This is a genomic window from Streptomyces sp. NPDC001450, assembly GCF_053597295.1.
The window spans coordinates 74,146-98,382 of record NZ_JBSFHY010000040.1 but is presented as its reverse complement, the minus strand read 5'-3'; the positions used below and the strand labels follow the sequence as shown (position 1 = coordinate 98,382).

At 72.7% G+C, this 24,237-nt stretch carries 19 protein-coding genes and 2 pseudogenes; 17 read left to right on the top strand and 4 right to left on the bottom strand.

The window, feature by feature from the left end; all coding sequences use genetic code 11:
- Window positions 1-124: 124 nt before the first annotated feature.
- The 3 genes from ACWC5O_RS34895 to ACWC5O_RS34885 form a co-directional block, all read right to left on the bottom strand.
- Window positions 125-523, bottom strand: coding sequence for a RidA family protein (locus tag ACWC5O_RS34895; RefSeq protein WP_450583049.1), 399 nt, complete (start codon window positions 521-523; stop codon window positions 125-127).
- Window positions 524-591: 68 nt separating this feature from the next.
- The gene (locus tag ACWC5O_RS34890; protein WP_450583050.1) at window positions 592-2,154 is read right to left on the bottom strand and encodes an alpha/beta hydrolase; all 1,563 of its coding nucleotides are present in this window, start codon (window positions 2,152-2,154) and stop codon (window positions 592-594) included.
- A gap of 136 nt (window positions 2,155-2,290) precedes the next feature.
- Window positions 2,291-3,373 carry an Rv2578c family radical SAM protein gene (locus ACWC5O_RS34885; protein ID WP_450583052.1) on the bottom strand — a complete coding sequence of 361 codons (1,083 nt, stop codon included), beginning with the start codon at window positions 3,371-3,373 and terminating at the stop codon, window positions 2,291-2,293.
- Window positions 3,374-3,507: 134 nt separating this feature from the next.
- On the opposite strand from ACWC5O_RS34885, the gene ACWC5O_RS34880 reads away from it, so the two are divergent.
- The 13 genes and pseudogenes from ACWC5O_RS34880 to ACWC5O_RS34820 all read left to right on the top strand — a co-directional run bounded on the left by ACWC5O_RS34880 (window position 3,508) and on the right by ACWC5O_RS34820 (window position 19,523).
- On the top strand, window positions 3,508-3,951 hold the full coding sequence (locus tag ACWC5O_RS34880; RefSeq protein ID WP_450583054.1) for an SRPBCC family protein: 444 nt from the start codon (window positions 3,508-3,510) through the stop codon (window positions 3,949-3,951).
- A 164-nt stretch (window positions 3,952-4,115) separates the two neighbouring features.
- Entirely contained in the window at window positions 4,116-6,512 is a 2,397-nt protein-coding gene (locus ACWC5O_RS34875) for an MFS transporter (protein ID WP_450583055.1), read from the top strand.
- Window positions 6,513-6,665: 153 nt separating this feature from the next.
- The gene (locus tag ACWC5O_RS34870) at window positions 6,666-9,119 is read left to right on the top strand and encodes a SpoIIE family protein phosphatase (RefSeq protein WP_450583057.1); all 2,454 of its coding nucleotides are present in this window, start codon (window positions 6,666-6,668) and stop codon (window positions 9,117-9,119) included.
- A 130-nt stretch (window positions 9,120-9,249) separates the two neighbouring features.
- Window positions 9,250-9,969: a class I SAM-dependent methyltransferase gene (locus ACWC5O_RS34865; protein ID WP_450583059.1), complete on the top strand. Its 720-nt coding sequence runs from the start codon at window positions 9,250-9,252 to the stop codon at window positions 9,967-9,969.
- Window positions 9,970-10,188: 219 nt separating this feature from the next.
- A complete protein-coding gene (locus ACWC5O_RS34860; RefSeq protein WP_450583061.1) occupies window positions 10,189-10,656 on the top strand; it encodes a hypothetical protein in 468 nt (155 codons plus the stop codon).
- Complete coding sequence (locus tag ACWC5O_RS34855; RefSeq protein ID WP_450583062.1) at window positions 10,653-11,486, top strand: M55 family metallopeptidase; 834 nt, start codon at window positions 10,653-10,655, stop codon at window positions 11,484-11,486. Before ACWC5O_RS34860 ends, ACWC5O_RS34855 begins: the two co-directional genes overlap by 4 nt.
- Complete coding sequence (locus tag ACWC5O_RS34850) at window positions 11,479-12,786, top strand: M20/M25/M40 family metallo-hydrolase (protein ID WP_450583064.1); 1,308 nt, start codon at window positions 11,479-11,481, stop codon at window positions 12,784-12,786. Before ACWC5O_RS34855 ends, ACWC5O_RS34850 begins: the two co-directional genes overlap by 8 nt.
- Before the next feature lie 3 nt (window positions 12,787-12,789).
- Complete coding sequence (locus ACWC5O_RS34845; RefSeq protein WP_450583066.1) at window positions 12,790-14,754, top strand: prolyl oligopeptidase family serine peptidase; 1,965 nt, start codon at window positions 12,790-12,792, stop codon at window positions 14,752-14,754.
- Complete coding sequence (locus ACWC5O_RS34840) at window positions 14,751-15,674, top strand: S66 peptidase family protein (protein WP_450583068.1); 924 nt, start codon at window positions 14,751-14,753, stop codon at window positions 15,672-15,674. The genes ACWC5O_RS34845 and ACWC5O_RS34840 overlap by 4 nt, the downstream gene beginning before the upstream one ends.
- A pseudogene (locus tag ACWC5O_RS34835) lies at window positions 15,652-15,953 on the top strand (peptidase S15); the annotation flags it as partial. The gene ACWC5O_RS34840 and the pseudogene ACWC5O_RS34835, both read left to right, overlap by 23 nt.
- A 33-nt stretch (window positions 15,954-15,986) precedes the next feature.
- Window positions 15,987-16,562 (top strand): GNAT family N-acetyltransferase, encoded by a 576-nt coding sequence (locus tag ACWC5O_RS34830; protein ID WP_450583070.1) that lies wholly within the window; start codon window positions 15,987-15,989, stop codon window positions 16,560-16,562.
- Window positions 16,563-16,588: 26 nt separating this feature from the next.
- Window positions 16,589-17,488, top strand: a pseudogene (locus tag ACWC5O_RS34825) (arginase family protein).
- A gap of 40 nt (window positions 17,489-17,528) precedes the next feature.
- Complete coding sequence (locus ACWC5O_RS34820; protein WP_450583072.1) at window positions 17,529-19,523, top strand: DUF5107 domain-containing protein; 1,995 nt, start codon at window positions 17,529-17,531, stop codon at window positions 19,521-19,523.
- A gap of 13 nt (window positions 19,524-19,536) precedes the next feature.
- Here the strand turns inward: ACWC5O_RS34820 and ACWC5O_RS34815 are convergent, their stop codons facing one another.
- Window positions 19,537-19,884 carry a VOC family protein gene (locus ACWC5O_RS34815; protein WP_450583073.1) on the bottom strand — a complete coding sequence of 116 codons (348 nt, stop codon included), beginning with the start codon at window positions 19,882-19,884 and terminating at the stop codon, window positions 19,537-19,539.
- A 93-nt stretch (window positions 19,885-19,977) separates the two neighbouring features.
- Between ACWC5O_RS34815 and ACWC5O_RS34810 the strand changes: the two genes are divergently transcribed.
- The 4 genes from ACWC5O_RS34810 to ACWC5O_RS34795 all read left to right on the top strand — a co-directional run bounded on the left by ACWC5O_RS34810 (window position 19,978) and on the right by ACWC5O_RS34795 (window position 24,171).
- Window positions 19,978-20,400, top strand: a complete 423-nt coding sequence (locus ACWC5O_RS34810; RefSeq protein ID WP_450583074.1) for a phage holin family protein — start codon at window positions 19,978-19,980, stop codon at window positions 20,398-20,400.
- Between the two features lie 117 nt (window positions 20,401-20,517).
- Window positions 20,518-21,840: an NAD(P)/FAD-dependent oxidoreductase gene (locus ACWC5O_RS34805; RefSeq protein WP_450583076.1), complete on the top strand. Its 1,323-nt coding sequence runs from the start codon at window positions 20,518-20,520 to the stop codon at window positions 21,838-21,840.
- Window positions 21,837-23,684: a transketolase gene (locus ACWC5O_RS34800; protein ID WP_450583077.1), complete on the top strand. Its 1,848-nt coding sequence runs from the start codon at window positions 21,837-21,839 to the stop codon at window positions 23,682-23,684. Before ACWC5O_RS34805 ends, ACWC5O_RS34800 begins: the two co-directional genes overlap by 4 nt.
- Before the next feature lie 109 nt (window positions 23,685-23,793).
- Entirely contained in the window at window positions 23,794-24,171 is a 378-nt protein-coding gene (locus ACWC5O_RS34795; RefSeq protein ID WP_450583078.1) for a gas vesicle protein GvpO, read from the top strand.
- Window positions 24,172-24,237 lie beyond the last annotated feature (66 nt).

The following is a 24,237-nucleotide window of genomic DNA, read 5'->3' as shown; positions in this document are numbered from 1 at the left end:
CCAAGTACGTCCAGTACGAGGACTTCCGGCCGGCACGCCGAGAGCACGCACCGGACGCCGCTCCTTGACGGGCAAACGTTGCCTGCCGGGGCACTAGGGACCCGCTCCCGCGACGCGCCCGTGATTATCCGCCCACCACCGCGAACGCCTCGACCTCCATCAGGAACTCCGGGGCGACCAGCGCGGCCACCTGGACGGCCGAGGCCGCCGGAAGCCGGTCGTCGGGTATGTGCGCGGCGCGGGCCGCGCGGATCGCCGGCAGATACGCGATGTCCGTGACGAAGCAGGTCAGTTTGACGACGTCCTGGAAGCCGGCCCCGGCGGCGGCCAGACAGCGCCTCAGGTTCTCGAACACCTGCCGGGCCTGCGCCGCCGGATCGCCCTCGCCGACGAGCTTGCCGTCCTCGTCCAGGGCGAGCTGGCCGGAGACGGCGACGAAACGGCCGGTCGCGCTGACCACGTGGCTGTACTGGGCCGCGGGCGCGACCCCGTCGGGGGCGGGGATGCGGGTCGGTTCGCTCATGCGTCCCATGGTGGACCACGGGTCCGACAACGCCCCGACAAGGCCCCCGACGGGCCGTCAGGAGCCGTTCAGCGGCGCAGACCCATCAGGCCGTGCAGGGTCGAGCCGCGCGAGGATGCCGAGGCCGCCTTCGCCTTGAGCGGCTTCGGGTCCGGGGACTTCCGGCACACCGCGTCCGCCGTGCCGGTGCCGTGCGGGACCTTGCCGCTCGTCAGATAGTCGGCCAGGTACTTGTCCAGGCAGCTGTTGCCGCTCAGCGTGATGCCGTGGTTGCCGCCGCCGTCCTCGACCACCAGGCTGGAGCGGGCCAGCAGGTGGTGGGCCGTCACACCGCCGGGATACGGGGTCGCCGCGTCGTCCGTCGCCTGGAACAGCAGCGTCGGCGGCAGCTTGCCGTTGGCGATGTTCACCCGCTTCAGGGTGCCGGCCGGCCAGTACGCGCAGGGCGCGTTGTACCAGGCGTTGTTCCACGCCATGAAGGGTGCCTTCGCGTACACCCCCCAGGCGTCCGTCCGCCAGCGGTTCCACGAGTGCGGCCAGGAGGCGTCCCGGCACTGCACCGCGGTGTAGACGCTGTAGCCGTTGTCGCCCGAGGTGTCCACGGCGGCGAAGTGCTGGTACGCCTCCACCAGCGGCTCGACGTTCTTGTCGCGGACGTAGGCCGAGAATGCCTTGGCCAGGTAGGGCCAGTACCCGTTGTAGTAGCCGCCGGGGATGAAGGTGTCCTCCAGTTCGGAGGCGCCGACCTTGCCGCCCGCCGGCTTCTTCGCCAGGGCCGCCCGCATCGAGTACCACGCGGCCATGATCTTCGCGGGGTCCTTGCCGAGCCGGTACGTGGAGTCGTACTTGGCGATCCACGCCATCAGCGCCCGGTGGCGGTCCTCGAAGGCGTAGTCCTGGCCGAGGTTGTCCTGGTACCAGACGCCGGTCGGGTTCACGATCGAGTCCAGCACCAGGCGGTGGACGCGCGCGGGGAAGAGCTTGGCGTAGACCGCGCCGAGGTAGGTGCCGTAGGAGTAGCCGAAGTAACTGATCTTCCGCGCGCCCAGGGCCTGCCGGACCGAGTCCATGTCCTGGACCGCTTCGACGGTGTTGATGTGCGGCAGCACGCTCGCGTACTTGCGGCCGCAGGCGGCGGCGAAGGACTGCGCGCGCTGCAGGTTCTTCTGCTCCAGCGCGGCCGTGGCGGGAACGGTGTCGGGACGCACCGTCCTGAAGTGGCGTGGCGAGCAGTCGAGGGCCGGGGTGCTCCGGCCCACTCCGCGCGGGTCGAAGCCGATGACGTCGTACTGCGCCGCCACGCTTTTGGGCAGCGCGGACGCGACGAACCCGGCGAGCGTCAGACCGCTGCCGCCCGGGCCGCCGGGGTTGACCAGCAGCGGGCCCTGGGAGGCCGCCGCGGTGTGCGGGACGCGGGACAGGGCGAGGGTGATCTGCCTGCCGGACGGGTGCGTGTGGTCCAGCGGCACCTTCAGGGACGCGCACTGGAGCGTCGGGTAGTCGCTGGTACCGCAGGTCTTCCAGGTGAGCTTCGCCGCCGGAGCGGTGGGGGCCGCCTGTGCGGGCACGGCCGTGACCGAGCCCGCCACCATGGCGGCGGCTGCGCACAGCATCGCTGCGCGTGTCCTCATGGGTCCTCCCGGGACGGAGGGTGATGCGAACCGCGAGGGTCACGGTTCTCGCCGCATCGTCCCGAAGAGAGCGCCCTGAAGAACCTGTTATGTTCATAGTTGACCCAATTGGGTCGAGGGATGCCCTCTAACGCTCTCAAAGAAGGGTGAGTTGGGTCGGCTCTGACACGGCCGGATGCTCGGCGGCCGGCAGGGCCTCGTTGGGCCGGAGCCCCCTGTCTCGGCGTGCCGTGCCCGCGCGCGTGGGCCCGATGCCGTACTCCTGGGCCAGCTCGTGCACCTGGCGGGTGATCCGGCGCTGGTACCACTTGGGTGCGTAGGCGCCCTCCGCGTACAGCCGCTCGTAGCGGCGCACCAGGTGCAGGTGGTGCCGGCCGAGCCAGGTCATGAACCACTCCCGGGCGCCCGGCCGCAGATGCAGCACCAGCGGAGTGACCGAGGTGGCCCCGGCCGCCGCGATCGCCCGCACGGTGTCCCGCAGTTGGGCCGGGTGGTCGCTCAGGAACGGGACGACCGGCGCCATCAGCACCCCGCAGCCGATGCCGTGCTCGCCGAGGGTGCGCACCACGTCCAGGCGGCGCTCGGGCGCCGGTGTGCCCGGCTCCACCGTGCGCCACAGCTCGGTGTCGGTGAAGCCCACGGAGACCGAGATGCCGACGTCCGTCACCCGGGCCGCCCGGGTCAGCAGCTCCAGGTCACGCAGGATCAGCGTGCCCTTGGTCAGGATCGAGAACGGGTTCGCGTGCTCGGTGAGGGCCGAGATGATGCCCGGCATCAGCCGGTAGCGGCCCTCGGCGCGCTGGTAGCAGTCGACGTTGGTGCCCATCGCCACGTGGTCGCCCTGCCAGCGGCGCGAGGCCAGCTGGCGGCGCAGCACCTCGGGCGCGTTCACCTTCACCACGATCTGGGTGTCGAAGCCGATCCCCGTGTCGAGGTCCAGGTAGCTGTGCGTCTTGCGGGCGAAGCAGTATACGCACGCGTGCGTGCAGCCGCGGTAGGGGTTGACGGTCCATTCGAACGGCATGCGCGAGGCGCCCGGCACCCGGTTGAGGACCGAGCGGGCCCGCACCTCGTGGAAGGTGATCCCGCGGAACTCGGGCGTGTCGAAGGTGCGGGTGACGACGGCGTCCGCGCCGAACAGCGCGGCATCGGCGGCCCGGCCGTGACCGCCGGAGTCCCCGGAGTCCCCGGAGTTCACGGTGAGGTTCTCCCAGCGCATGACGCCTCCTCGGTAGCGCTCGCGCACAGAATGGAACATATGTTCCCATGATCGTGCGACCCCGATTTGGGTGGCCGGGCGCCGGGGTGGTTGGCTTGCCCCAACCCCGAGAAACCAGGTCCTGGAGGAACGCAATGGCGCAGGTCGAAGCCACCACGGAGCGGGTCGTCGCGGCGAACGCGGAGACGGTGTTCGACGCGCTCGCCGACTACAGCGGCACGCGGCAGCAGCTGCTGCCCGAGCACTTCAGCGAGTACGAGGTGCGCGAGGGCGGTGACGGCGAGGGCACTCTCGTCCACTGGAAGCTCCAGGCCACCAGCAAGCGCGTGCGCGACTGCCTCCTGGAGGTCAGCGAGCCCACCGACGGTGAACTGGTGGAGAAGGACCGTAACTCCTCCATGGTCACCACCTGGCGTGTCACCCCGGCCGGTGAGGGCAGCTCCCGGGTCGTCGTCACCACCACCTGGAAGGGCGCCGGCGGCATCGGCGGCTTCTTCGAGAGGACCTTCGCGCCCAAGGGGCTCGGCCGGATCTACGACGCGATCCTCGCCAACCTCGCCGCCCAGGTGGAGAAGTAGGGCCAAACTCCGGCCGGTGAAGGGGTGTTGTGCTGGCGTCGCACCCCTCACCGGATCGAGTGGAACTCCGTCCCGTTCGGGATTGCTCCGTAACTCGCCGTACTTGTTCGCAGTTGTCGCCTTACGCGGGAAATGTGTGACAGGCGCGACGAGGGGAGCCGTACGTGGGCGGGACGACTCTGGTGCAGCACGAGCAGGTCGCGGCACCGGCCCCGGCGGAGACCGCCGGCGAACCTGCGCCCCCCGCACCGGCAGCCGGACTCGGCGCGCGCCGGGTGCGGTTGGTGTTCTTCGGGCTCATGCTCGCCCTGCTCCTCGCCGCGCTGGAGCAGATGATCGTCGCCACCGCACTGCCGAAGATCGTCGGCGAGCTGCACGGCCTGGACCGGATGTCCTGGGCGATCACCGCCTATCTGCTCACGTCCACCGTCGGCCTGCCCGTGTACGGCAAGCTGGGCGACCTCCTCGGCCGCAAGGGCGTCTTCCAGTTCGCCATCCTGGTCTTCGTCGTCGGCTCCGCGCTCGCCGGGCGCGCGCAGAGCATGGACCAGCTGATCGCCTTCCGCGCCCTCCAGGGCGTGGGTGCGGGCGGGCTCATGATCGGCGTCCAGGCGATCATCGCCGACATCGTGCCGTCCCGGCAGCGCGGCCGCTACATGGGCCTGATCGGCGCCGTCTTCGGCCTCGCCTCCGTCGCCGGACCGCTCCTCGGCGGCTACTTCACCGACCACCTCTCCTGGCGCTGGTGCTTCTACGTCAACGTCCCCTTCGGCCTGGTCACCCTGGCCGTCGTCACGGTCGTCCTCAAGCTGCCCAAGCCGCGGGTCCGCGCCCGTCTCGACGTGCTCGGGGCGCTGCTGCTCGCCGCGGCCTCCACCTGCCTGGTGCTGCTGACCAGTTGGGGCGGCACCGAGTACGCCTGGGACTCCCGGGAGATCCTCGGCCTCGGCGCGAGCGCCCTCGCCGCCACCGTCCTCTTCCTGGTCGCCGAGCACTTCGCCGCCGAACCCCTCGTCCCGCTGCGGCTGTTCCGGGACTCCGTCTTCAACGTCACCGGCCTGGTCGGCCTGGTGATCGGCGTCGCCCTGTTCGGCGCGGCCAGCTATCTGCCCACCTTCCTGCAGATGGTCGACGGGGCCAGCGCCACCGAGTCCGGGCTGCTGATGCTGCCCATGATGGCCGGCATCGTCGGCGCCTCCGTCATCAGTGGCCAGCTCATCACCCTCACCGGCCGCTACAAACTCTTCCCCCTCCTCGGCGGCACCCTCTCCGCCGTCGGCATGTGGCTGCTGTCCCGCCTGGAGACCGGCACACCGCGCCTGCACTACAGCATCTGGATGGCCGTCCTCGGCGCCGGCATCGGCCTGGTGATGCCCGTCCTCGTCCTCGCCGTGCAGAACTCCGTGCGCCCCGCCGATCTCGGCACCGCCACCAGCGCCAACACCTACTTCCGGCAGATCGGCGGCAGCGTCGGCGCCGCCGTCTTCGGCACCCTCTTCGCGGGCCGGCTCACCGACGCCCTGCGCCGGGAACTGCCCCCGCGCGCGGGCGCCCGGCTGCCCGACCCCGAGTCGCTCACGCCGCAGCTCGTCCACGCGCTGCCGCCGGCCCTGCGCGACGCCTACATCCGCGCCTACGCCGACGCGATGCCCCGGATCTTCCTCTACCTCGTCCCGGTGCTCGTCCTCGGCCTGCTCATCGCCTTCTTCCTCAAGGAGAAACCGCTGGTGTCCCACAACGCCACCGAGACGGAGCCCCCCGCCGTGAACGCCCCGATCCCGCAGGCCCGTTCACCGCACACCGCCGGAATCCCGGTGTGCGGCACGGTGCAGCACCCCGACGGGACCGTGGTGCCCCGCGCGGCGCTCACCCTCATCGACATCGCCGGACAGCAGGTCGGACGGGGCGCGAGCGGCGAGGACGGACGGTACGCGCTCGCCACCCCCGGCTCCGGCGCGTACGTGCTGATCGCCGCCGCGGGCGGTCACCAGCCGCAGGCCGTCTCCGTCACCGTCGGCGAGCGGCCCGTCGAACTCGACGTCGTGCTCGGCGGCGCCGGACGCCTCGCGGGCAGCGTGCTCACCGCCGACGGCAGCGCCGTCCGCGACGCCACCGTCACCCTCACCAACGTGCACGGCGAGGTCGTCGCGGCCACCCGCAGCGGCCGCGAGGGCAGTTACGTCATCACCGAACTGGTCGCCGGCGAGTACACCCTCGCCGCCAGTGCGCCCGCCTTCCGTCCCGCCGCCCTCCCAGTCACCGTCCAGGCCGCCCGGGAGACCCGGCAGGACATCGAACTCGCGGGCGGCGCCGTCCTGAAGGGCACCGTCCGGGCGAACGGCGGCCGCCCCGTGGAGGACGCCCGGGTGACGCTGCTGGACGCCGCCGGCAACGTCGTGGACAGCCTCACCACCGCAGCGGACGGAACGTTCCGGTTCGTGGACCTGTCCTCCGGCGAGTACACCGTCATCGCCGCAGGTTACCCACCGGTCGCAACAGTCCTCCAGGTCGCCGGCGGCGGCCGTACCGAACGCGACCTCCAACTCGGCCACGAGGACTGAGGGGGGCGCCCGCAGGGCGCTGAGCTGCGCGCCGGGGCGATCCGGTGAAACCAATTCCAGGATTGCCACACATCGCGACCGGCCGCCGCCGTACCGTAGTGGCGGGCGGCACAGATCGTTTGCGAACAGCCGTGGGGAGAGAGGGCCTGGGCCATGGACCGTGGCAGCGAGCGGGACACACCTCCCGGCCGCGGCGCCGACGACGCGGTCGCGGGCCGGGTTCCGCTGGGTGTGGTCGTCGTCGACCGCGACGGCTTGGTGTCGCACTGGAGCAGCGGCGCGCGCCGCCTGTTCGGCGTGGACCGGGAGGACGCGATCGGGCGTCCCGCGGCCGACCTGCTCCCCGTCTCCGGCGCACTCTCCGACGACCTCCCCGGCGACGCGCTGCCGGACACCTACGGTCTCCACCAGGCGCACGACGGACTCGGCCCCGACCTGGAGTCCTCCCTCGACGGCCGCACCGGCTACGCGACGGCGGGCCGCGCCCGGCTGTGCCCGGACGAGGACGACCGGACCCGCATCGACGTGCTGTGGTGGGCCTACCCACTGGTCGGCCCGGGACCCTCCCGACTGCTGGTCCTCGCCGCCGACGCCACCCGGCTGCGCGACGAGCGCGGCTACGACGACGAGACCGCCGAACGCATCTCGCCCGGCTTCGCCCGCCACACCGAACTGCCCGCCTCCGAGGAACTGGAGCGCCGGCTCCCCGAGATCCTGCCCAACATGGGCCCCGGACTCAGCGGCCGCATCATCTCCCAGGTCCTCGAACTCGGCTATCCCGTCCTGGAGTTCAGCCAGTACGACCGGGTGCCCGTCACCCCGTACTGGGGAGTCCCGCGCCGCCCCGGCCGCGGCCCCGCCGAGGCCGTCGTACCGCAGCAGCGCACGGCCTCCGTGATCCCCACCGGTGCCGAGCACGACCTCGAGTACGCCGCCGTGCGCGAGCGGCTGGAGTTCCTCAACGAGGTGAGCTCCGGCATCGGCACCTCGCTCGACCTCGGCGAGACCATCCGCGAGGTCACCAGCGCCGCCGTGCCCCGCTTCGCGGACTTCGCAGGCACCCATCTGCGTGCCGCGGTCCTGGCCGGCGAGGGCTTCCCGGACGGTCCGCCGGACGCCAGCACCGTGATGTTCCGGGTGTGGGTCGAGCACAACGACGAACCGGGCCGCTGGGACGACACCGTGCCGGTCGGCGAGGCGTTCGCCTTCCCCGAACACACCCCGTTCTACAAGTGCATGGTCACGGGCGAACCGGTCCTCATCCCGAGGGTCACCGAGGAGCTGTCCAACCGCATCTCCGGCGAGTTCGAGAAGCGCGACCTCAGGCCGCTCATCACCGGCCGCTCCCTGCTCATCGTGCCGCTCAAGGCACGCAACGTCGTGCTCGGCTTCATGGTGCTCATGCGCCGCCCCGACCGCCCGGCGTTCGACGACATGGACCGCACCACCGGCGCCGAACTCGCCGCCCGCGCAGGCCTCGTGCTCGACAACGCCCGCATGTACACGTATCAGGAGAACGTCGCCGACACTCTCCAGGACAGCATGCTGCCGCAGGTGACCCCGCGGATGGCCGGCTGCGACGTGGCGACCCGCTATCTGCCCGGCACCCGGCTCGGCCGGATCGGCGGCGACTGGTTCGACACCATCAAGCTGCCCGGCTCGCGCACCGCCCTCGTGGTCGGCGACGTCATGGGTCACGGCCTCAACTCGGCAGCGATGATGGGCCAGTTGCGTACGGCCGTACAGACCATGGCCGCCATGGAGACCCCGCCGGCCCAACTGCTGCGCAACCTGGACGACCTGGCCCGGCGGCTCGGCGAGAACTACCTCGCCACCTGCCTCTACGCGGTCTACGACCCGATCCACGGCGAACTGCACCTCGCCAACGCCGGACACATCCCGCCCGTCCTGGTGCGCGCCGAGGACGGCCGCAGCGAACTGCTCGACCTGCCCACCGGCGCTCCCATAGGGGTTGGCGGTGTCGCGTTCGAGTCCACCGTCGTCCCCGTCTCACCGGGCGACCGGCTGGTGCTGTGCACCGACGGACTGGTCGAGGTGCGCGGCTCCGACATCGGTGAGGGCCTCGCCGCGCTCTGCGAGTCCGCCGCCCACCCCGCGGCCTCCATGGACGTCGCCTGCGACACCATCATCCGCGCCCTCAACACCCGCGGCGGCCGCAAGGACGACGTCGCCCTGCTCATGGCCCGGCTCAACGGCATCCCCGACGACCACGTCGCCGAGTGGCACCTCGACGCCGCCCCGCACGAGGTGGCCCGGGCCCGGCGCCTGGTCCGCGACCGGCTGCTGGAGTGGGGCCTGCCGCAGACGGTGGAGACGGCACAGCTGCTGGTCAGCGAGGTCGTCACCAACGCCGTCCAGCACGGCTCGGGCGGCCGGGTCGGCCTGCGGGTGGTCCGCACCGACGCGCTGCTCTTCGAGGTCACGGACGACGAACCGAGCCTGCCCGCGATGCTCAGCGCCGGACCGTACGACGAGTCGGGCCGCGGACTGCGCGTGGTCAGCCGGCTGGCCCGCGAGTGGGGCGCCAGCGCGACCGGGCACCGCAAGACCGTCTGGTTCGAACAGGCCGTCAACGGAAGGCAGTGAACCGGGGGGCGACCGCGTACCCCGGGGCTGCCGGGGGCCGTACGCCCGGTGAAAGGTGACCGCCTGCCCCTTGCCCAACCCGCGGCCGTCGCGATATCCCGATCACGGAACCGACCGTGGGGAGATCGTCATGAACGTCTCGGACAACTACCGCAACGCGTGGGAGAGTTACTGGCGCGAGACCTCCGACGCGACGGGCGAGGCGATCTGGGACTCCGATCCCTCCCTCACCGCGGAGCCGCACAGTGAGCTGCTCCTACCGTACGCGGACACCGCGCGCACCATCGTCGACCTGGGCTGCGGCAACGGCACCCAGACCCGCTACCTCGCCACCCGTTTCGCCCGCGCGGTCGGCGTCGACCTCTCGCACGCCGCCGTCGAGCACGCCCGCCACGCCGAGAACGGCGACACCGTCGAGTTCCAGCAGCTCGACCTGACCGACACCGGCGCCATACGGGCCCTGCACGAGCGGCTCGGCGACAGCCACGTGTACATGCGGGCCGTCATCCACCAGAGCGAACCGGACGCACGCGCCGCGGTGGCCGCCGCCGTCGCCGAGATCATCGGCACCGAGGGACGTGCCTTCGTGGTCGAACTGACCTCCGGCTCACGGGACGTCCTCAAGCGGGCGGCCACCGGCCCGGACGGCCCGGGGCCCAAGCTGCGCCGCGTCTTCCAGCACGGCCTCAAACCCGCCGACGCCGACGACGAGGAGATCCCACGGCTGCTCGGCGAGGCCGGCCTGGAGGTGCTCGCGAGCGGCGAGACGGCCCTGCCGCAGACCGAGTACCTCGCCGACGGCACCCGCATCGACCTGCCGGCGCGCTGGTTCGTCCTGGCCGGGAAGTGAGCGGTCCGCAGACTCCGGAGCACCCTCGCGCGCGGGGCCGGCGGACGCCGTAGCCGCCGTCCCCGCGCGGTCCACCGGCCGGGGCCCGGACGCCCCGCGCCGGCGGCCCGGGCGGCATGGTCCGGCCGTGACTAAGTCGTGTCCCTTACGTGAAGATCCTTCCTACAGCATTCCCCTTGCTGATTCACCCGAAGGTGCAGAGGGGGGCGGCCCTTAGCCGTGACCGTCCGCACGGCCGAAGTACGCAGCCGAGGGCGGCGGCGTGCTCCGCGCTCCGGGCGCCCGAAGGCCCCCGCAGGGCTGCTGCCCACACCCCCCGACGAACGGGAGAGGTACAGCTACGTCAAGCGCTACACCTGGGTGCTGACGTCCAGTTCCTTCCTCGGCTTCGCCTGTGTGCTGTACAGCCAGGCCGACACCGCCCGGCACAGCGGTTGGATCTGGGTGTTCGCTCCCACCCCGCTGCTGGCCGTCATCGGCTTCCTCATATCGCTGCGCCTGGAGGCGTTCGCGCCCAGCTTCGACCTCAAGGCGCACCGGCGGCTCGTCCGCCGCTGGCAGCCGCGGCACTACCCGAGCGTCGACGTCTTCCTGCCGGTGTGCGGCGAGCCCCTGGAGGTGCTGCACAAAGGGCGCGGCCCCGTCGTAGCCTGTCCCCGGTCGGGACGCGTAACGTGCCGGGCATGAAGATCCTGATCAGTGCGGACATGGAGGGTGCCACCGGCGTCACCTGGCCGGCCGACGTGCTCCCGGGCACACCGCAGTGGGAGCGGTGCCGGTCCATGTTCACCTCGGACGTGAACGCCGCCGTGCTGGGCTTCTTCGACGGCGGCGCCGACCAGGTGCTCGTCAACGAGGCCCACTGGAGCATGCGCAACCTGCTGCTGGAACAGCTCGACGAGCGGGTCGAGATGCTCACCGGGCGGCACAAGGCGCTGTCGATGGTGGAGGGCGTGCAGTACGGCGACGTGGACGCCATCGCGTTCGTCGGCTACCACGCGGGTGCCGGCATGGAGGGCGTCCTCGCTCACACCTACCTCGCGAACCAGATCACCGGTGTGTGGGTGAACGACGTCCGCGCGAGCGAGGGTCTGCTCAACGCACATGTCGTCGCCGAGTACGGCGTACCGGTCGTGCTCGTCACCGGCGACGACCTGGCCTGCGAGGACGCCCTCGGGTACGCGCCGGAGGCGCTGAAGGTCGCGGTCAAGGACCATGTGTCCCGGTATGCGGCGGTGTGCCGTACGCCTGCCCGGACCGCCGCCGACATCCGCGCGGCCGCCAAGGAGGCGGCGCGGCTGGCCGTCCGCCATGAGCCCGTGCACGGGGGGCCGTTCACCGTGGCCGTCGAGTTCGACGCCGAGCACCTGGCGATGGCGGCGACCGTCGTCCCGGGTGTCGCGCGCATCGGCGAGCGGAAGGTGGCGTACACCAGCGACACCATGTACGAGGGAATCCGGACCTTCAAGGCGGTCACCACGATCGTCTCGTCCGCGGTGGAGGAGCAGTATGGCTGACCAGCAGGCACTGGACGAGGTGGTCGAGTTCACCTCCGGCCTGATCCGGATCGACACCGCCAACCGGGGCGGCGGCGACTGCCGGGAGCGGCCCGCCGCCGAGTACGCGGCCGAGCGGCTGGCCGGGGCGGGCCTGGAACCCCTGCTGCTGGAGCGGACACCGGGGCGGACCAACGTCGTCGCCCGGATCGCGGGCACCGACCCGTCCGCCCACGCCCTGCTCGTCCACGGCCACCTGGACGTGGTGCCGGCCGAGGCCGCCGACTGGAGCGTGCACCCCTTCTCGGGCGAGATCCGCGACGGCGTCGTGTGGGGGCGCGGCGCCGTCGACATGAAGAACATGGACGCGATGATCCTCGCGGTCGTCCGCTCCTGGGCCCGGCAGGGCATCAGGCCCCGCCGTGACATCGTCATCGCGTTCACCGCCGACGAGGAGGACAGCGCCGAAGACGGCTCCGGGTTCCTCGCCGGACGGCATCCGGAGCTGTTCGAGGGCTGCACGGAGGCCGTCGGCGAGTCGGGTGCCTTCACCTTCCACGACGGCGCCGGCCGGGAGATCTACCCCATCGCCGCAGGGGAGCGCGGCACCGGCTGGCTGAAGCTCACCGCGCGCGGTCGGGCCGGGCACGGCTCCAAGGTGAACAAGGAGAACGCGGTGACCCGGCTCGCCGCCGCCGTCACCCGCATCGGCGAGCACGAGTGGCCGCTGCGGCTCACCCCGACGGTACGGGCCGCGCTCACCGAACTCGCCGCCCTGTACGGCTTCGAACCGGACTTCCGGAACGTGGACGGGCTGCTGGAGAAGCTCGGCCCGGCCGCCAAGCTGGTCGAGGCGACCGTACGCAACAGCGCCAACCCGACCATGCTGGAAGCCGGTTACAAGGTGAACGTGATCCCCGGGGAGGCGGTCGCCTTCGTCGACGGGCGCTATCTGCCGGGCGGCGAGGAGGAGTTCATCGCCACCCTCGACCGGCTCACCGGGCCGGACGTGGACTGGGAGTTCCACCACCGGTCGGTCGCGCTGCAGGCGCCCGTCGACTCGCCCACGTTCGCCGGGATGCGGGCGGCCGTCGAGGAGTTCGCGCCCGAGGGACACGTGGTGCCGTACTGCATGACCGGCGGCACGGACGCCAAGCAGTTCTCGCTGCTCGGCATCACCGCCGCCTACGGTTTCGCTCCGTTGAAGCTCCCCGCGGACTTCGACTACCAGGCGATGTTCCACGGCGTCGACGAGCGCGTCCCCGTGGAGGCGCTGCACTTCGGCGTCCGCGTGCTCGACCGCTTCCTGCGGACGGCCTAGGCGATGGGGGACGAGGTGCACAAGCAGGCGTACGGTTCCTGGCCCTCGCCCATCGACGCGGCGCTGGCCGCCGCGCACGACGGGCTCCCCGAGTGGGTGGGCTTCGTCGGGGACGAGGTCTGGTGGACCGAGCCCCGGCCCGCCGAGGGCGGCCGCCGGGCGCTGGTGCGGCGAGCCGGCGACGGCATGGAGGAGTCGCTGCTGGCCGCGCCGTGGAACGTGCGCAGCCGGGTCATCGAATACGGCGGCCGGCCCTGGACCGGGGTGATGCGGGACGCCGGGCCCCTGGTGGTGTTCACGCACTTCACCGACCAGCGCCTGTACCGGTACGAGCCCGGCGGCGAGCCGCGCCCGCTGACCCCCCTCTCCCCGGTGGGCGACGGGCTGCGCTGGGCGGAACCGCAGGTGGACCTCGCCCGCGGTGAAGTGTGGTGTGTGCTGGAGGAGTTCACCGGCGACGGTCCGGACGACGTACGGCGCGTCCTGGCCGCCGTACCGCTGGACGGCTCGGCCGCCGACGACCGGGCCGCCGTACGCGAACTCACCGACGGGCGGCACCGGTTCGTCACCGGCCCCCGGCTCTCGCCCGACGGCCGCCGGGCCGCGTGGCTGGCTTGGGACCATCCGCGGATGCCGTGGGACGGCACGGAACTGCTCGTCGGCGAGGTCGGCGACGACGGCACCCTGCATGGCGTCCACACGGTCGCGGGCGGTCCGCAGGAGGCCGTCGCGCAGGTGGAGTGGGACACGGACGGCCGTCTCCTGTACGCGAGCGACCGCGGCGGCTGGTGGAACCTGTACCGGGACGGCACCCCGCTGTGCCCGCGCGAGGAGGAGTTCGCCGGGCCGCTGTGGAAGCTCGGCCTGCGCTGGTTCGCGCCGCTGGACAACGGGCTGATCGCGGTCGTCCACGGTCGGGGCGCGACCGTGCTCGGGATACTGGATCCGGAGTCCGGCGAGGTGGTCGACGCCGCCGGACCCTGGACCGAGTTCGCGCCCAGCCTCGCGGCTCATGGCGGCCGGGTCGTCGCGGTCGGCGCCAGCCCGCGCACCGGATACGAAGTGGTCGAGCTGGACAACAGGAGCGGCCGCGCCCGCGCGATCGGCGCCCGGCACCGGGATCCGGTCGACCCGGCGTACTATCCCGAGCCGCAGATCCGCACCTTCACCGGACCCGGCGGCCGCGAGGTGCACGCCCACGTCTACCCGCCCCACCACCCGCGCCGCACCCCCCTCGACGGCGAGCTGCCGCCCTACGTCATCTGGGCGCACGGCGGCCCCACCAGCAGGGTGCCGCTCGTGCTGGACCTGGAGATCGCCTACTTCACCTCGCGTGGCATCGGGGTCGTCGAGGTCAACTACGGCGGCTCCACCGGGTACGGCCGCGCCTACCGGGAGCGGCTGCGCGAGCAGTGGGGCGTGGTGGACGTCGAGGACTGTGCGGCCGTCGCCCTCGCCCTCGCCGAGGAGGGCACTGCCGACCGGAACCGGCTCGCGATCCGGGGCGGCAGCGCGGGCGGCTGGACCACCGCCGCCTCCCTGACCACGACCGACGTCTACGCCTGCGGCACCATCGTCTACCCCGTGCTCGACCTCGCCACCTGGGGCCCGGGGGAGACCCACGACTTCGAGTCGCGGTACCTGGAGTCGCTGATCGGCTCGCTCACCGAGGTGCCCGCGCGGTACGCCGAGCGTTCCCCGACCGCGCACGTCGACCGGCTCGCCGTGCCCTTCCTGCTGCTCCAGGGCCTGGACGACGTGATCTGCCCGCCCGCCCAGTGCGAGCGCTTCCTCGCCGGCATCGAGGGCCGGGGCGTGCCGCACGCCTATCTCACCTTCGCGGGGGAGGGACACGGGTTCCGGCGCGCCGAGACCATGGTGCGCGCGCTGGAGGCCGAGTTGTCCCTGTACGCTCAGGTGTTCGAGTTGGATGTGCCCGGTGTCCCGGAGTTGGAGTTGCGCACGTGAGAGAGCTGGTACGGCCCACCAGGCTGGCCCCCGGGGCGCGCGTGGCCGTGGTGGCCGCCAGCGGGCCGGTGCCCGAGGAGCGGCTGCACGCGGGACTCGACGTGCTGCGCGGCTGGGGCCTCGACCCGGTGGCCGCGCCCCATGTGCTGGACCGGCACGGGGAGTTCCCCTACCTGGCGGGCACGGACGCCGACCGTGCCGCCGACTTCCAGCGGGCCTGGTGCGACCCGGCGGTGGACGCGGTCCTGTGCGCCCGCGGAGGCTATGGCGTCCAGCGGATGATCGACCTGCTCGACTGGGAGGCGATGCGGGCGGCCGGCCCGAAGGTGTTCGTCGGCTTCAGTGACATCACCGTCCTGCACGAGGCCTTCGCCACCCGCCTGGCGCTCGCCACCCTGCACGGGCCGATGGCGGCCGGTATCGACTTCATCAAGAACGAGCGGGCGCAGGAGCATCTGCGGGCCACGCTCTTCGAGCCGGAGACCGTGCGCACCATCTCCTCCGGCGGCACGGCCCTCGTCCCCGGCCGGGCCCGCGGGGTCACCCTCGGCGGCTGTCTGTGCCTGCTCGCGGCGGAACGCGGTGCCCCGCACGCCCGTCCGTCGGCGAGCGGCGGGCTGCTGTGCCTGGAGGACGTGGGCGAGGAGACGTACCGACTGGACCGCTACCTCACCCAACTCCTGCGCTCCGGCTGGCTCGACGGGGTGCGTGGGGTACTGCTCGGCTCCTGGGCGGAGTGCGACCCCTACGAGCGGGTCCGGCCCATGCTCGCCGACCGGCTCGGCTCGCTGGGTGTCCCCGTGGTCGAGGAGTTCGGATTCGGTCACTGCGAGGGCGCGTTGACCATCCCCTTCGGCGTCGCGGCCGAACTCGACGCGGACGCGGGCACGTTGACGCTGGACGAGCCCGCCCTGCGCTGAGATTCCACCGATGTCGTCGGCGCACCCCGGGCCACTCCGAAGGCCGTCTCGCCGAAGGCCGAGCGGACGCAGCACTCGGGCAACGCCGCCGACGGGCTCGTCCTGTTCGCCAAGCTGTACGACGTCGCGCCCGACGGCACGCACACGCTGGTGCACCGGCTGCGGTTCGTGATCGCGGCGAGCGACGACGCGTACTACGGCAACCGGGGCATCAAGCCGGTCACCGTCGTCGGCGCGCCCGGCGACACCGGGGTGCTGGAGCTTCCGGTGCTCGGCTGAGTCACCGCGACCGGTGACACGTAGGCTGGCGGGATGCCGCACACCGCATCCCGCTACCTCGCCGAAGGCCCCCGCGTGGGCATCCGCTCCTTCACCCTCGACGATGGTCCCGAGTTCACCGCCCGGGCCAGGGAGAGCAAGGACCTGCACCGGCCGTGGCTGTTCCCGCCGGACACCGACGAGGGCTACGCGACCTACGCCGGACCCCTCATCGAGGATCCGAGCCGCGCCGGTTTCCTCGTGTGCGAGATGGACAGCGGGGACATCGCCGGGTTCATCAACATCAACAACATCGTCCGCGGCGGCTTCCAGTGCGGCGCCCTCGGCTACGGCGCCTTCGTGCACGCGGCCGGCCGAGGGCTGATGCGCGAAGGCCTGGAGCTGGTGATCGGATACGCGTTCGGGCCGCTGGGCCTGCACCGGCTGGAGATCAATGCACAGCCCGGCAACGCCGCCTCCGTCGCGCTGGCCCGTGGCGCCGGCTTCCGCCTGGAGGGATTCTCGCCCGACATGATCTTCATCGACGGGGCCTGGCGGGACCATGAACGCTGGGCGCTGACGGTGGAGATGCGCTCCGGCGGCCGACCGTCTCCTCGGTCTTCCGGCTGATCGTTTCTTCGGTGAGGACGGGCCGCATGCGGACAATGGTGTTGCTCGACGCCCCCTCCAACCTGGGCCTGCGCCCGCCCGGCCCTGGTGCCGTACCCGGCTGATACAAGCTGGCCGGGGCCCTGCGCGACCAACGCATCCTGCAGCGGCTGCACGCACGGGAGGGCGGGGTGGTCGTACCCCCGCGCTACGACCGGGGCGACTGGCAGGAGGGCGACGGCGTCTTCAACGCCGCAGCCCTCGCCGCCTGCACCGGCAAGCTCGCCGACCGCCTCGAACACCACCTCCGCGCCGGTGACTTCCCCGTCGTGCTCGGCGGTGACTGCTCCATCCAGCTCGGCGCCTCGCTCGCCCTGCGCCGCCTGGGCCGGTACGGGCTGGCCGCGATCGACGCCTCGCCCGACTTCCGCCACCCCGGCAACTCCGACCGGATCGGCGCGGCGGGCGGCGAGGAGGTCGCGCTGGCCACCGGGCGCGGGCAGCAGGACCTCACGAACCTGGAGGGGCTCGGGCCCTACCTGCGGGACGAGGACGTGCGGTTCTTCGGCATCCGCGACTGCTTCGAGGAGGACCGGGCCGAACTCGCCGCGCTGAAGATCCCCGTGGCCACCGTCGGGTACCTGCGCGAGTGGGGCGCCGACGCCGTCGCCCGGGCCACCGCACAGGCCTTCGAGGTGCCGCAGCTCGACGGCTTCCGGGTGCACCTGGACGCGGACGTCCTCGACCCGTCCGTGATGCCCGCCGTCGACAGCCCCGACCCGGACGGCCTCCAGATCGCCGAACTGGTCGAGCTGCTGCGCCCGTTGCTCGCCTCCCCGCACTGCGTCGGCCTCAACGTCACCATCTACGACCCCGACCTCGACCCGGACGGCACCGCGGGCGCGCTGCTCGCCGACGTGGTCGTGGACGCCTTTGCGCAATCCTGACCGGCAGCGCCCCTGGCCGACTCACCGCACGCCGGGTTCCATGGCCATCGTGACGAGGATCCGACGTGAGGTACTGACCCTGCCCGCCGCGCAGTTGGGACCCGACAACCCCCTGCCCCCGCTCCGGCAGCTCGACGAGACCCACCGCATCGACGGCCGCGAACGGGACGACATGCCCCGTGACATGGCCCGGCAGCTCGGCTACGAGCCGCTGCACAGCCTGCTGCCGGTGCGTGTCCGCAACGGGTACGGCAGAACCCGGGAACCCCGCGCCCTCGACGCGCTGGTGATCGAGAACGACCGGCTGCGCGCCACCGTCCTGCCCGGCCTCGGCGGCCGGATCGTCTCCCTGGTCCACCTGCCCACCGGACGCGAACTCCTGTACCGCAACCCGGTGTTCCAGCCCGCCGCCTTCGCCCTCAACGGTGCCTGGTACTCCGGCGGCATCGAGTGGAACATCGGCGCCACCGGCCACACCACCCTCTCCTGCGCCCCCCTGCACGCCGCCCGTGTCCCCGCCCCCGACGGCGGTGAGATGCTGCGCCTTTGGGAGTGGGAGCGGCTGCGCGACCTGCCCTTCCAGGTCGACCTGTGGCTCCCGGAGGGCTCCGACTTCCTCCACGTCGGCGTCCGGATCCGCAATCCGCACGAGCGCCCGGTGCCCACGTACTGGTGGTCCAACACCGCGGTACCCGAGAAGCGCCGGATCCTGGCCCCCACCGAGGAGGCCTGGCTCCTCCACTGCCTCAAGGGCGTGGGAGGTACCCCCATCGGCCACGAGTGCCGGCTGCGCCGGGTGCCCGTCCCCTCGTACGACGGCATCGACCGCACCCACCCCCTCAACAGCCCTTACGCCGCCGACTACTTCTACGAGTTGCCCGACGGCCGGCGCCGCTGGATCGCCGCGCTGGACGCGGACGGGCACGGGCTGGTGCAGACCTCCACCGACGTGCTGCGCGGCCGCAAGCTGTTCGTGTGGGGCAGTGGGCCCGGCGGCCGGCGCTGGCAGCAGTGGCTGACCGAGCCCGGCACCGGCGGCTACTGCGAGATCCAGGCGGGGCTGGCCCGCACCCAGCTGGAGCACGTACGGCTGGAGCCGGAGAGCGAGGTGGCCTGGCTGGAGGCGTACGGCCCGCTCGACACACCCGCCGAGGGCGAGTGGCCGACGGCCGTCCAGGGTGCCGAGGAGCGGCTCGCCGCGGTGCTGCCGCGCGCCCGCGTCGAGGAGGCCTACGCGGCCTGGAAGCCGTACGCCGACACCGAACCCGGCGAGATCCTGGCCACCGGCTCCGGCTGGGGCGCGCTCGAAGTCCTGCGCGCCGACTGGAAACTGCCCGGCACACCCTTCGCCGAGTCCACCCTGGGCGAGGCACAGGCGCCCTGGCGGGAGCTGCTGCGCACCGGCTCCCTGCCCGAGCCGCGCCGGGTCCGCCCGCCCGGTGAGACGCTGGTCGCCCCGCACTGGCGGGACATGCTGGAGACCGCGCCCGCCACCCCGCACACCGAGTACCACCTCGGCGTCGCCCAGTGGCACGCCGGCGACCGCGCCCAGGCCGTCCGCAGCTGGGAACGCGCCCTCCCGCTCGCCCCGTCCCTGTGGCCCCTGCTGCGCTGCCTCGCCGTGGCCGACCAGGAGTCCGGCCACCACGAGCGGGCCGCCGAACGGTACGCGGAGGCCTTCGAGGACCTGGGTCGCGAGCGGCGCGACGACGGCGAGGCCTGGACGGCCGCCGTGGCCGCGCTCGGCCGGGAGGCCCTGGAAGCGCTGCTGAGGGCCCGGCGGACGGCGGACGCCCGCGCCGTGTGGGAGCGGCTGCTGCCCGCCGTCCGCCGGCGCGGCCGGTTCCGGCTGCTGGAGGCCGAGCTGCTGCTCGCCGAGGGGCGGCGCGCTGACGCCCGGGCGGTCTTCGACGCGGGCTTCGAGGTCGCCGACCTGCGGGAGGGCGCGGAGGTGATCGGCCGGCTGTGGGCCCGTCTCACCGACGAGCCCCTGCCCGCCCGCTACGACTTCCGGATGCGCCCGGACACGGCCTGAGCGGCGCTCCCGCTCAGCCGTGGTGGTCGACGTACTCGAAGACCGAGCCGTCCGGGTGTACCGCGAGCAGGTTCCGGCCCACCGGCGTCGGTACCGGTCCCGCGACGATGTGGGCGCCCAGCTCCGTGAGCAGCCGGTGGGCCTCGTCCACGTCCTTCACGGCGATCGTTGCCGCCACCTTGCGCAACACCTCCAGCTCGGACTCGGGACCGCTCATCAGCAGGAAGGAGCCGATCGCGGCGACCTGGACGCCCCCGCGTTCGAACCGGAGCGCTCTGCCGCCCGCGAGACGCTCGTAGAAGGGGATCGCGGCTTCGAGGTCGTCGACGCAGATGCGCAGCGAGGCGCCCAGAATCTCCATGCGGACGAGCCTAGTTGGGGCGGGCGGGGCGCGCACAGGCCAGGGCCGCGGCTGCCGCTGTTACGCATCGTGTGCGGCGGGTACCCGCAGTTCATGGAGCACATGGATCACCTGGAACATCTGGACAAGCACCTCGTCGAAGAGCTGGCTCAGGTGGCACGCGAAACGGTCCGCGACGAGCTGCGCGAGCAGACCCGCAGGCAGCGGCGCACCGCCATGCTCTACGCCGCCTCGGGCGCGGTCGCCCTGTACGCGGGCGGTGCGATCGCGCTCGCCCTGGGCCTCGGCCTCGCGGCCGGCCTGCCCGGCTGGGCCGCCGCGCTGGTCACCGCCGCGATCCTGGGTGTCGTCGCCTACGTGCTGCGCGGCGCCGCCCACCCGAAACACCCGCATGCGGCCGCCGCGGCCGAGGCCGGCGCCCCGCCCGGCGGACCCGGCACGCCGTACCCGCCGATGCCGTCCGAGGCCCCCCTCCGGCCGGACATCGATCCCGAGGGCCCCCACCACCGGGCCTGACCCCCGCAGGGCGCGACGGGGCCCGCACCGGCGTCCGGGTGACGTGAGCGGCGTTTGAGTGGCGCGGCCCCGGTTACGCGGAAAGCCTCGGAGGAGCCACACCGCCGGAGGCACACCGTGAGTCGACCACGCGTCGTGATCGTCGGCGCCGGTTTCGCCGGGTACCGGGCCGCTCGCACCCTTGCCGGTGTGACCCGGGGCCGTGCCCTGATCACGCTGCTCAACCCGACCGACTACTTCCTGTATCTGCCCCTGCTGCCCCAGGTGGCCGCCGGGCTCCTGGAACCCCGCAGGGTCACCGTGTCGCTCCCCGGCACCCTGCACGGGGTGCGGCTGCTGCTCGGCGAGGCGCACCGTGTCGACCTGGACGGCTGCACCGTCCACTACACGGACCCCGAGGGCGGCAGCGGGGCGGTCGGCTACGAGCGGCTGGTGCTGGCCGTCGGCAGCGTCAACAAGCTGTTGCCGATCCCGGGTGTCGCCCGGCACGCGCACGGGTTCCGCGGGCTGCCCGAGGCGCTGTACCTGCGCGACCACGTGACCCGGCAGGTGGAGCTGGCCGCCGTGGCCGACGACCCCGGGGTCCGCGCCGCCCGGTGCACGTTCGTCGTGGTCGGCGCGGGCTACACCGGCACCGAGGTGGCCGCGCAGATGCAGCTGCTCACCGACAGCCTCGCGCGCCGGCAGCCGGCAGGCCTCGGGCGGCCCCGCTGGATCCTGCTCGACACCGCACCGCGGGTGCTGCCGGAGCTGGACGAGCGGCTCTCCCGCACGGCCGACCGGGTGCTGCGGGCGCGGGGCGTCGACGTACGGACGGGGACCTCCGTGAAGGAGGCCACCCGGGACGGGGTGCTGCTCACCGACGGGGAGTTCGTCGAGTCACGGACCCTGGTGTGGTGCGTCGGGGTCCGCCCGGATCCGCTGGTCGAGGCCGTCGGACAGCCGCTGGAGCGGGGTCGGCTGATCGTCGATCCGTACCTCCAGGTGCCGGGGAACGCGGACGTGTTCGCCTGCGGTGACGCGGCGGCCGTACCGGATCTGCAGCACCCGGGAGAGTTCACGCCCATGACGGCCCAGCACGCCTGGCGGCAGGGCCGGGTGGCCGGCGAGAACGTGGCCGCCTCGCTGGGCCTCGGCCGGCGCCGGCGCGCCTACCGCCACCGCGACCTGGGCTTCGCCGTTGACCTCGGGGGCGTCCAGGCCGCCGCCAACCCGCTCGGCATCCCGCTGTCCGGCCTGCCGGCCGGCGCGGTCACCCGCGGCTACCACCTGGCCGCGCTGCCCGGCAACCGCGTCCGCGTCGCCGCCGACTGGCTCCTGGACGCCGTACTCCCGCGCCAGGCCGTCCAGTTGGGCCTCGTCCGCTCCGGATCGGTGCCCCTGGACGCGGAGGCCGCGCACCAGCCCTCTCCTCAGCAACCCCCCGAAGGAGACTCATGAACACCGCCGAACTCACCGAACTCGGCCAGCAGTTGCGCGTCGACAGTGTGCGGGCCGCCGCCGCGGCGGGCTCCGGGCATCCGACCTCCTCGATGTCCGCCGCCGATCTGATGGCCGTCCTGCTCGCCCACCATCTGCGCTACGACTTCGAACGCCCCGAACACCCCGCCAACGACCGCTTCGTGCTCTCCAAGGGACACGCCTCGCCGCTGCTGTACGCCGCCTACAAGGCGGCTGGAGTCGTCGAGGACGTCGAGCTGCTCACCTTCCGCAGGCTCGGCAGCCGCCTCGAAGGGCACCCGACCCCGCGCCGGCTGCCGTGGGTGGAGACGGCCACCGGCTCGCTCGGCCAGGGCCTGCCGGTCGGTGTCGGCATCGCCCTGGCCGGCAAGCGCCTGGACCGCGTCGGCTACCGCGTGTGGGTGCTGTGCGGGGACAGCGAACTGGCCGAGGGCTCGGTGTGGGAGGCCGCCGAACACGCCGCGTACGAGCACCTGGACAACCTGACCGCGATCGTGGACGTCAACCGGCTCGGCCAGCGCGGCCCGACCCGGCACGGCCACGACCTGGACGCCTACGCCCGCCGCTTCGCGGCCTTCGGCTGGCACACCATCGAGGTCGACGGGCACGACGTCGACGCGATCGACCGGGCCTACGGCGAGGCGGCGGCGCGGACCGGGCAGCCCACGGTGGTCCTCGCCCGCACCCTCAAGGGCAGGGGCGTCGCCTCGGTCGAGGACCGCGAGGGCCTGCACGGCAAGCCGCTGCCCGAACCCGAGGAGGCCGTCGCCGAACTGGGCGGACCGCGCGATGTGCGGGTCCGCGTCGGCGAGCCGCCCGCCGCCGCGATGCTCCGCTCCCTCACCACCGAGGTCGTCCAGCTGCCGCACTACGACAAGGGGGACGAGGTCGCCACCCGCGACGCCTTCGGCAAGGCCCTCGCCGCGCTCGGCAGCGCACGCGGCGACGTCGTCGCCCTGGACGGCGAGGTCGGCGACTCCACCCGTACCGAGGTGTTCGCCAAGGAGCACCCCGACCGCTTCTTCGAGTGCTACATCGCCGAACAGCAGCTCGTCGCCTCGGCCGTCGGCATGGCGGCCCGCGGCTGGGTGCCGTACGCCGTCACCTTCGCGGCGTTCCTCACCCGCGCCCACGACTTCCTGCGGATGGCCTCGATCAGCGGCTCCGGCATCAACCTGGTCGGCTCGCACGCGGGAGTAGCGATCGGACAGGACGGGCCCTCGCAGATGGGCCTGGAGGACCTGGCGATGTTCCGGGCGCTGTACGGCTCGACCGTGCTGTACCCGTGCGACGCCAACCAGACCGCCAGGCTCGTCGCGGAGATGGCCGGACTCGACGGCATCCGCTATCTGCGCACCTCGCGCGGCGCCACCCCGGTGATCTACGGCCCCGAGGAGGAGTTCCCGGTCGGCGGCAGCAAGGTGCTGCGCTCCGGTGACCGGGACCGGCTGACGCTCGTCGCGGCAGGTGTCACCGTGCACGAGGCGCTCGCCGCCGCCGACCGGCTCGCGGACGAGGAGATCCCGGTGCGGGTGATCGACCTGTACTCGGTCAAGCCCGTCGACGTGGACACCCTGCGCCGGGCCGCCGAGGAGACCGGCTGTCTGGTGACCGTCGAGGACCACCACGAGCAGGGCGGCCTCGGTGACGCCGTCGCGGAGGCGTTCGGCGACGCCCGGCCCGTGCCCCGCCTGGCCCGGCTCGCGGTGCGCACCATGCCCGGCTCGGCCGCGCCCGACGAGCAGTTGCACGCGGCCGGCATCGACGCCGCGGGCATCGCGGCCGCGGCGAAACTGCTGGTCGAGGAGGCGGTCGTGCGCTGAGCGGGGCCCGACAGCGGGGGCGCCGCGCCGCCACCTGTGAGCTGCGACGAAGAGGCCCGCTGCCTCCCGCAGGTTTGGCCGGGGGCTGAACGGCCACTCGCAGAGTGAGGTGGCCACATTGAACACAAGGAACACACCCCAGTCACAAACATCACAGCAACATCAGAATTCACAAAAGAAGGAAACCCATACACAGTCGGATGCCGTGGACGACCGGCCGGCCCCCATGGAGGTGCTGCGCCAGGCGCGCGCCCAGTTCGCCGAACTCACCGGATTCGCCGCGGAGTCGGTGTCCTCCTTCGAGCAGACCGAGGACGGATGGTCGCTCGAAGTGGAGGTCCTCGAACTACCGAGAGTGCCGGACACGATGAGCCTGATGGCGAGCTACCAGGTCGATCTCGACCCGCGGGGGCAGCTCGCCGGCTATCGGCGCGTTCACCGCTATGAGCGAGGGCGGGCCGACGCGCGCAGGCCCGGCGGCCGCTAGGCCGCCCCCCGGGTCCCGCATCCACGGACACCGTGCATCCGCCCACCCACAAGGAGGAACGGACGG

What these genes read in the sequence shown, in the direction of transcription:
- ACWC5O_RS34895 (WP_450583049.1), bottom strand. Translation starts at nt 523, where the DNA reads ATGAGCGAACCGACCCGCATCCCCGCCCCCGACGGGGTCGCGCCCGCG.
- ACWC5O_RS34890 (WP_450583050.1), bottom strand. Translation starts at nt 2,154, where the DNA reads ATGAGGACACGCGCAGCGATGCTGTGCGCAGCCGCCGCCATGGTGGCG.
- ACWC5O_RS34885 (WP_450583052.1), bottom strand. Translation starts at nt 3,373, where the DNA reads ATGCGCTGGGAGAACCTCACCGTGAACTCCGGGGACTCCGGGGACTCC.
- ACWC5O_RS34880 (WP_450583054.1), top strand. Translation starts at nt 3,508, where the DNA reads ATGGCGCAGGTCGAAGCCACCACGGAGCGGGTCGTCGCGGCGAACGCG.
- ACWC5O_RS34870 (WP_450583057.1), top strand. Translation starts at nt 6,666, where the DNA reads ATGGACCGTGGCAGCGAGCGGGACACACCTCCCGGCCGCGGCGCCGAC.
- ACWC5O_RS34865 (WP_450583059.1), top strand. Translation starts at nt 9,250, where the DNA reads ATGAACGTCTCGGACAACTACCGCAACGCGTGGGAGAGTTACTGGCGC.
- ACWC5O_RS34855 (WP_450583062.1), top strand. Translation starts at nt 10,653, where the DNA reads ATGAAGATCCTGATCAGTGCGGACATGGAGGGTGCCACCGGCGTCACC.
- ACWC5O_RS34850 (WP_450583064.1), top strand. Translation starts at nt 11,479, where the DNA reads ATGGCTGACCAGCAGGCACTGGACGAGGTGGTCGAGTTCACCTCCGGC.
- ACWC5O_RS34845 (WP_450583066.1), top strand. Translation starts at nt 12,790, where the DNA reads ATGGGGGACGAGGTGCACAAGCAGGCGTACGGTTCCTGGCCCTCGCCC.
- ACWC5O_RS34830 (WP_450583070.1), top strand. Translation starts at nt 15,987, where the DNA reads ATGCCGCACACCGCATCCCGCTACCTCGCCGAAGGCCCCCGCGTGGGC.
- ACWC5O_RS34820 (WP_450583072.1), top strand. Translation starts at nt 17,529, where the DNA reads ATGGCCATCGTGACGAGGATCCGACGTGAGGTACTGACCCTGCCCGCC.
- ACWC5O_RS34815 (WP_450583073.1), bottom strand. Translation starts at nt 19,884, where the DNA reads ATGGAGATTCTGGGCGCCTCGCTGCGCATCTGCGTCGACGACCTCGAA.
- ACWC5O_RS34810 (WP_450583074.1), top strand. Translation starts at nt 19,978, where the DNA reads ATGGAGCACATGGATCACCTGGAACATCTGGACAAGCACCTCGTCGAA.
- ACWC5O_RS34800 (WP_450583077.1), top strand. Translation starts at nt 21,837, where the DNA reads ATGAACACCGCCGAACTCACCGAACTCGGCCAGCAGTTGCGCGTCGAC.